The 7778-nt window shown below is 66.8% G+C and carries 7 protein-coding genes and 1 pseudogene; 4 read left to right on the top strand and 4 right to left on the bottom strand.

What is annotated here, in order from left to right; translation table 11 throughout:
- The 3 genes and pseudogenes from C489_RS23200 to C489_RS03160 form a co-directional block, all read left to right on the top strand.
- Window positions 1–149 (top strand): annotated as a pseudogene (locus C489_RS23200) (CbiX/SirB N-terminal domain-containing protein); the annotation flags it as partial.
- The gene (locus C489_RS03165) at window positions 149–1300 is read left to right on the top strand and encodes a DR2241 family protein (RefSeq protein ID WP_006429691.1); all 1152 of its coding nucleotides are present in this window, start codon (window positions 149–151) and stop codon (window positions 1298–1300) included. The pseudogene C489_RS23200 and the gene C489_RS03165, both read left to right, overlap by 1 nt.
- An 84-nt stretch (window positions 1301–1384) precedes the next feature.
- Entirely contained in the window at window positions 1385–1792 is a 408-nt protein-coding gene (locus C489_RS03160; protein WP_006429690.1) for a hypothetical protein, read from the top strand.
- 22 nt (window positions 1793–1814) lie between these two features.
- Here the strand turns inward: C489_RS03160 and C489_RS03155 are convergent, their stop codons facing one another.
- From C489_RS03155 to C489_RS03145, 3 genes are all read right to left on the bottom strand, one after another.
- On the bottom strand, window positions 1815–2405 hold the full coding sequence (locus tag C489_RS03155) for a DUF7524 family protein (protein ID WP_006429689.1): 591 nt from the start codon (window positions 2403–2405) through the stop codon (window positions 1815–1817).
- Window positions 2406–2415: 10 nt separating this feature from the next.
- Window positions 2416–2610 (bottom strand): methytransferase partner Trm112, encoded by a 195-nt coding sequence (locus C489_RS03150; protein ID WP_006429688.1) that lies wholly within the window; start codon window positions 2608–2610, stop codon window positions 2416–2418.
- Between the two features lie 73 nt (window positions 2611–2683).
- The gene (locus C489_RS03145; protein ID WP_006429687.1) at window positions 2684–4048 is read right to left on the bottom strand and encodes an adenylosuccinate synthase; all 1365 of its coding nucleotides are present in this window, start codon (window positions 4046–4048) and stop codon (window positions 2684–2686) included.
- 471 nt (window positions 4049–4519) lie between these two features.
- Here C489_RS03145 and C489_RS03140 point away from each other — a divergent pair, with 471 nt between their 5' ends.
- Window positions 4520–4825 carry a hypothetical protein gene (locus C489_RS03140; RefSeq protein ID WP_006429686.1) on the top strand — a complete coding sequence of 102 codons (306 nt, stop codon included), beginning with the start codon at window positions 4520–4522 and terminating at the stop codon, window positions 4823–4825.
- 255 nt (window positions 4826–5080) lie between these two features.
- Here the strand turns inward: C489_RS03140 and C489_RS03135 are convergent, their stop codons facing one another.
- Window positions 5081–7771, bottom strand: coding sequence for a DUF7527 domain-containing protein (locus C489_RS03135; RefSeq protein ID WP_006429685.1), 2691 nt, complete (start codon window positions 7769–7771; stop codon window positions 5081–5083).
- Window positions 7772–7778: the final 7 nt, after the last annotated feature.

The following is a 7778-nucleotide window of genomic DNA, read 5'->3' as shown; positions in this document are numbered from 1 at the left end:
TGGCCGACGTCGTCCTCGAGCGGGCGGCCGACGCCGGGGCCGACATCGGCGACGCCCGCGAGGCGATCCGCGAACTCGCCGCGTCGGTCGGGGAGAGCGGGGCCGATTCCGGTCCCGAACCGAACGCGGGAGCGGGCGCGGGTGACTGATGACGGAACCGACGGCCGCCCTCGAGACGCTGCTCGAACGCGCGTCCGCTGGCGTCGCGTTCGACGGCCTGCACGTTACGGAAGCGGATGGCGAGTACACCCTCGAGACGCCGGCGAACGAGTGGACGGGCCTCGACGAGGCCGACTGCCGGCGCGCGCTCGAATCGATCGAGGAGTACGTCACGAACTGGCGCTACTGGCAGGAGACGGTCGGCGGCGAGGGAACCGCCCGCCGCGCGTTCCTCCGGTGGTGCGAGCGAGCGCCGCTGGCCGACGCCGCGGACGCCGACGCGACGACCGGGCCGTGGAGCGAGGACGCCCCCGAGCCGCTCGCAGTCCCCGAACGCTACCGCGCGCTCCGTGACGGCATCGACCGCGAGTGGGGCCAGCTATCGATCACGACCCGGTTCGTCGATGTCGACGACCCCGACGGCGAGCGCGTCTACGACCTGTGGCACGTCGACGACGCCGACAGCGACATCGCGGACCTCGAGGTCTACGACGACCCGCGAGAGGCGCGGGAACTCGCGACCTACGACGAGGACGGTCGCTACCGGCCGCTGAAGACCGCGCCGACGCTGCCCGGCGGCTGGGCTTTTACCGGCCTCTCGGGCGCGGACCTCGTCGAGACGGTCGAGTTCTTCTACCCCGCGACGGTCGCCAACTGGCACCGCGAACTGCGCGGCAACCTCGATGTCGATCACTGGCTCGAGACCGCCGAGCGACAGACGGGGATCTACGACGTGATCGACGAACTCCCGCGCGAGGCCGTCGAGTGGATGGCCGAGGCCTGCTGTGTCGACTCCCAGTGTCTCCGCCGACGGGAGTGGCAGTACGACGAGGGCGACGACCTCGACGCCGACGGCGGCGACGGTCCCTTCCCCTGTCGCGAGCCCTGCTCGCTCGTCGTCGCCGCGGCCCGCAAGTGGACGACCCTCGAGTCCGAGACCGAACACACCTACGAACTCGAGTTGACGACCAGCGAACTCAACCAGCTCACGGAGTTGATCGACGCCGTCGCGGAGGGCCGCACCGACGAAATCCGCGAGGCCGACGTCTACGACGGCGCGAACCGCTACCGGGCGCGATACCTCCGAGCCAAGCGATTCGACGAAGAGGGAGCACTCGAGGCGACGCAGGTCGACGACTGACGCCGGCCGACCCTGCTTTTGGCACACTCCAGCCGACTGTCGACGGCCACAATCTTGGTATCCCGGCGGTCGCACACTCCGGTCGTGTACCGTCGCGACTTCCTCGTGACTGCAGCAGTGACACCGACGCTACCGGCGATCGCCGGCTGCTCGAGCCTCGGCGACGAGGAAACCGGCTACACCTATACGCTGACGTTCTCGGATGCAGCCGACGAGCCGGAAGGGCAGCAGCTCGATTTCGATACGTCGGGACTGGCCGCCAGCCAGGCGGATATCGTCGACGAAGCGGCCCGAACGGGAACGTACAGCGAAGCGAACGTCAACTGGGACTCGCTGCCCGGTCGCGAAGGGATCACGATGGCGTTCCGAATGGTGATCCAGCTGATCGCCCGCCACGTCGGGCACGACCCGCAGGTCGACCACGAAACGTCGTTCGAAACGCCGAGCCGGTACGACGGGTGGCGCTACCGAACGATCGTCGATGTCGCGTGAGCCACGCGACCCGTGTGCTCCGCTACTGAACCAGCAGAAACAGCGCCACGAGAACGCCGATGACGACGACGCCAGTCCCGGCCGTAGCGACCGGACTGCCGATCGTCGCCGCTGTCAGCGCCGCGACCCCGACCGCGACCAGTCCGAGCGCGAGGACGACGAGCGTCGCCGGCTCGAGCCCGCTCGCGCCGGTGAACTGTCCGATAGTCCGCTCGAGCGCCGTCGGTTCGGGCTCCGAGCGGGCGGGTTCGGCGAGCGATTCGTCGATGTCGACGTCCGGCGGGCCGGGGGTGACGGTGACGGCGACCGAGAGCGATTCGGACCCGTAGCCGGTCAACACCTCGAGGTGGCCATCGACGGGTCGATCAAGCGCGTCGGCGGTGACGGTGACCGGGACGGCGGTGACGCCGTCCGGTTCGACGTAGTAGTTCGCTTCGCCGAGCGCTGCGATCCGTTCGAGGTCACCGCCGAGCCGACAGTGAACGTGCGCGGGCGTCTCGTGACCCTGTAACAGGAGTGTAAACGACTCGCTGGTTTCGAGCGCGTCGCTTTCCGCCTCGAGTTCGTCGGCGGCCCCGCGATTGACGTGGACGGTGACCTCGGTCCCGGACATAGTCGCGGAGTCAGGCCGGCGTCTCCTCGCGCATGTCCGGCGGCAGGAGGTTCGGGATCCCGTCTTCGATCGGGTAGGCCTCGCCACACTCGGTACAGACGAGGTCGCCGCCGACGACTTCCTCGCCGTCGTACTCGGCGTCTGCGAGTTCCAGGTCGTGTTTGTCGAGCGGGCAGCAGAGAATGTCCAGCAACGACTCCTTCATACTACGTAGGCTTGCCGCCTGAAGCAAAAGGTTTCGGGAACGCCGCGAGCGAGACGGACGGCCCCCTCGCGGGTTACTCGTAGGGGTTCTCAACGACGACGGTCTCCTCGCGACCGGGGCCGACGCCGACGGCGTAGATGGGGGCGTCGAGTTCGTCACTGATATACTCGAGATAGGTCCGCGCGTTCTCGGGGATGGCCTCGTAGCCGTCCTCGGCGACCGCGGCCCAGTCGACTGCGGGCCAGCCGTCGAACGATTTGAACGTGGCCTCACAGCGGCCCCACTGCTCGGTCGTCGGGGGCATCGTGAAGGTCTCCTCGCCGTCGAACTCGTAGCTGTGCCCGACTTTGACCGTATCGAGGCCGGACAGCACATCGATGTGGTTGACTGCGAGTCCGGTAAAGCCGTTCGCGCGGGCCGCGTGGCGCAGCATGGGCATGTCGAGCCAGCCGACCCGCCGCGGCCGACCGGTAACGGTGCCGTACTCCCCGCCCTCGTCGCGGATGTAGGTCGCGAGTTCCTCCTCGTCCGCGTTCGCGCCCTCGTCCGCATCGTAATCGGGCGTCTGGTCCTCGACACCGCCGAGTTCGGTCGGCAGCGGGCCGGTTCCAACCCGAGAGAGGTAGGCCTTGACGATGCCGATGACCTCGCCGTCGCCGATAACGGTCGGGCCGAGGCCGGTGCCGACGGTCGCGCCGCCGGCGGTCGGGTTCGAGGAGGTGACGTAGGGGTAGACACCGTGATCGATGTCGAGCGAGGTGCCCTGTGCGCCCTCGAGCATGACGTTCTCGCCGGCGTCGATCCGGTCCTGCAGGAAGGTCCCGCAGTCGACGGTCATGTCTTCCTCGGCGAGGCGCTCGCCGTACTCGCGGTAGGTCTCGTAGAGGTGATCGATGTCGAACGCCTCGCCGGTCTCCTTGTCGAAGACCTCCTCGGCGAGGGCCTTTTTCTGTGGGACGACGTACTCGAGCCGTTCGCGGAGCGTATCGGGGTCGAGCAGATCGCCGATGCGGACGCCGCGGCGGCCGGCCTTGTCCTCGTAGGTCGGCCCGATGCCGCGTTTGGTCGTCCCGGCGGCGAGGTCTTCCTTTTCCTCCTCCTCGATGCCGTCGAGCGCGCGGTGATAGGGGAGAATAACGTGTGCGCGCTCGGCGACGCGAACGTCCGGCTCGAGGCCGCGTTCGCGGAGGGTATCGATCTCGTCGAACAGCGTCTCGGGGTTGACGACACAACCGTTCCCGAGGACGCCGACCTTGCCGCGGACGGCTCCGGACGGGACGAGCGACAGCTTGTACTTGGTACCGTCGTGGACGACGGTGTGGCCGGCATTGTCGCCGCCCTGATAGCGGGCGACGACGTCAGCAGCGTCGCCATAGAGGTCGACGACGCCGCCTTTGCCTTCGTCGCCGAGTTGCGACCCGACGATAGTGACGGTCATAACAGCGGCGGATTCTTGCCGGGCCGATAAACAGATTTCGGTATACGGGTGGGTGGCAGTCGCTGCTCGACCGATCGGACGGCACGGCCGAACCGCCGCATTCGGCTATCGTCGCCACTGAACCGATTGACACACTGATCGCAATACCATCCGGCGATCAGGCGTGCAGTGACGTTCAGTGGCGACGATTGTTGGGGCCGTCATCGGGAATGTCGTTCGGCACAATTCGTCGAACGAATCGCGGGACGGACAGTGAGCGATGGAATAGCTACCAGTATATATACTAGCGGTGCAAACGGCCGAGATACGGACACAGCGACGGGTCGCCGACGACCCGCCAGAGGCCCGACCCCCGGGACCGCTGGGATCGGAAACGTTAACTACTGACAGGACCGAGTGTTGGTTTGGGAGTAGTCATTTCAGTCGCCGAGAGTAACTTTTAAAAGGTCCAAAGACAAGTTAACAAATGCCATGATAGATAGACTTGAGAAGGAAGTCGATATGCTGGAACGTCATCTCCAGGTCCTGAAGATGGTCATCGAGAACGAGCCCATCGGGATCGTCAAAATGTCCAACGAGACCGGTTACCCCCACCACAAGGTCCGCTACTCGCTTCGGGTCCTCGAGGAAGAGAACCTGATCGAGCCCTCGAGTCAGGGAGCGATCAAGACCGAGCGCACCGCCGAGTTCGTCGACGAACTCGACGGCAAGATCGACGACATCGTCGACAAGCTCGACGGGATGAAGATCGAAGACGTCGCAGAGATCGAAGGGTAGTCTTCCGCCCGGTTCGGATTGTCGTCCCCGCGGCCGGCAGCCGGCGCGACGCGAACATGCCGAACTTCTCATCACCGTTTTCCAGCCGATTTAGCGCCACGCTCGCGCGTATCGCAGTTGTTCTCGTCGATCGCTTCGAGCCGCTGCTCCCCGATCCCGATCGCGACGTGCGCTGTCCGAACAGGTCGGCAGTCGCTATCGTCTCGTTAGCACATCGCCACACAGAGACGGGAAGAGAATCGCAAGCGCGACGGCCTACAGTTCCGGCACGTTCATGTGGAACCCTTCGGAGCGCGACTCGACCAGACAGAGGTGATACCCCTCCTTCCGCGAGAGGTTGACGTAACTGAGCTTCGAGCCGCGGCTGAGGAAGCCGCCGCTGGTCGCCCGCTCGGCCACCTCGAGCGCGCCGGGCTCGAAGTAACTCGAGGTGACGGCGATCGCCGCCGCGAGATCCGGATAATTCGCCTTCACTGCGGAGGCGGCTTCCTCGAGACCCTCGAGTAGTTCCGTCGATGCCGGCTCCCGCGAGTCGTTGAGCGTGACCAGGACCAACGGATTCCCCATCTTGTCGAACGCGACGACATCGAACGTGACCTGATCGGGAACGTCCTCGGTATCGTCATCCTCAAGCGAGATGGTGGCGTCGAGTTCGGCCCGGTCGATCCGCGGGATAGCGTCGTAGAGGTCGCCCAGTCCGTCCGCGTTGCCGGTGTCGCGGATCTCGTAGAGGAGCATCTCGGTGAGCCAGTCGACGAATCGGTACTCCATCGACGACGCGAGGAAGTCGGCGAACGGTTCGCCGTCGACGACGGTGTCGGCCGAGTCGAACTGCGTGTGGTGCTCGAGTTGCAGGTTCGCCGCGACGTCGTTGCGGTCGGCAGCGCCGTCGTGGGCTTTCTCGAGGGTCGGCTGGCTCTTCGAGGCGTATCTGACGAAGAGGTTCGTTCCCGAAAGCGCCTGCTGGGCCGAGAGTTGGGTACCGCCACCGGCCCCGCCGGACGCCGCGCTCCCGGCATCCTGCGTGCGCGCCCGCTCGCGTTCCAGTTCCGTCTCGAGTTCCTCGATCCGGGACTGGAGCCGGTCGACCGTCGAGGACAGTTCGTCGTTTTCCGAGCGCAGACGGTCGCGTTCGGCCTCGAGTTCCTCGGCCTTCTCTACGAGCGCGTCGCGCTGTTCCTGCAGGGTCTCGAGTTTCTCGGTGAGCGCCGCGATCCGTTCCTGTTCCTCGCTCGCTCCGCGGTTCTGGCTCCGTTCGCTCGTCGAGGTGGACGGTTCCGACCGGGACTGTCCAGTCTCCTGTGATCCCCGTCCACGCGACTGGCTTCGCGATCGCTGCTCGCGCGTCTCGGAGGACTGCCCGGCAGCGGTCGTCGACTCTGCGGTCGGCGAATCGGACTGGACGCCGTTCGACGAGGCGGCGGTTGCGGGGTCGGTCCCCGCGTCCGCCCCTGTCGAGGGCGAAGCCGCCGATCGGCTCTCCTGCCCACCACGCTCGCCCGCGCTCGCGGCCGCCGATTCGTCGGCCTCGCTGTTGTCCGGATCGATCGAGGGAATGCGCCGCGTTTCGCGCCACGCTTCCTCGCGTTCGAACTGCTCCTCGAGGTCGCCCTCGTCTTCCTCCTCGGGACTCGCATCGGCTGCCGTCGCGGTGCCGTCGTCGGCCGCCAGATCCGGTGTGTCGTCGCCGTCAGGTCCCTCGTGAGCCGCGCCTTCATCGTCCTCGTCGACCCACGAGATATCGTTTCGCTCGAGTTCTTCGGCCGCCGCCTCGACCTCCGCGAGGTCGGGACTCGCGGCCGCCGTCTCGGTATCGGGGTCGGCAACCGCATCGTCCGGATCGGCCTCGACTGGCTCCGCGTCGACCGCCGCAACCGCCTCGGCGGCGTCGGCAGTCGGGGACGACGCGTCGCTCTCATCGTCGGTCGCAGGGACGGCATCGGGACCGGTTTCGGTGGAGTCGCCGTCCGGCGAGTCGGTGACCGGAGAGTCGTCCGTCCGCGAACCGGCCGCGTCTCCGCGTTCGGACGCCGCGGGACCGGCGTCGGGCTCCGCGTCGGTGATCCCGGCCGAAGCCCTGTCGGACTCTCCCGGCGTCTCGTCGGTCGCGGTGATTCCCGACGGATCGCCCGTGAGATCGATGTCCGACGTCAGCGACGACGGATCGTCGACGGTCACGTCTTCGATCGGATCGGGGTCGGCCGCGTCGGCGCTCCCGCTCGAGTCGGTACTCGAGACGTTGATCGGTTCGATCGACGAACTCGACGACTCGGCGGCCGGCTCGGTACTCGAGTCGCCCGAGTCGGGCGCGCCCGGATCGGCGGGAGAGACGGGCTCCGAGCGCGAGTCGGCTCCGTCGGCGGTTTCGTCCGCGCCTGTGGCGTCGTCACCGACACCAGCATCGCCCGTTCCCGGAACGTCGGTGACCTCGATTTCGACATCGGTCACCTCGTAGATGCCGACCTCGTCGGCCGCTCGCTCGAAGGCCTCGTCGCCGGTGAGCAACCGCCCGGCGTTACCGATGTAGGCGGCGGCCATCCGGCGGCCGCCGTAGTAGACGGCGTAGTAGTCGCCGCTGAGTACGTTCTCGCTCAGTTCGATATAGCCGGTAAACGAGCCGCTCTGGAGGGTGTTGTCGACCTCCCGAAGCGGGGTCTCGTTGGTGTAGTATTTCGCCCGTGTCTCGCCGCCGCGTTCCTCCATTGCACAGAGTAGCGGCAGCGACGGATGGGGGGCCTCGTAGCGTGTCCCGGAGGCGGTCTCGAAGTCCTCGATATCGCCGTCGACGACGCCGATGATCCGGCCGTTGAGCATAAAGAGCCACGTGCCGACCGCCGAGACGGCACCGGAGAAATCAGCGTCAGCGAGATCGGAGAGGCCATCGAAACCGCCGCTGAACTGGCGGGAGTCCCACTCCTCGACGCGCTCTTGCGTGCGCGGGTCCATAGTTCAA

Source organism: Natrinema versiforme JCM 10478, assembly GCF_000337195.1.
Classification (GTDB): Archaea; Halobacteriota; Halobacteria; order Halobacteriales; family Natrialbaceae; genus Natrinema; species Natrinema versiforme.
The sequence above is the reverse complement of the archived record's forward strand: the minus strand, read 5'-3'. Positions and strand labels throughout refer to the sequence as shown.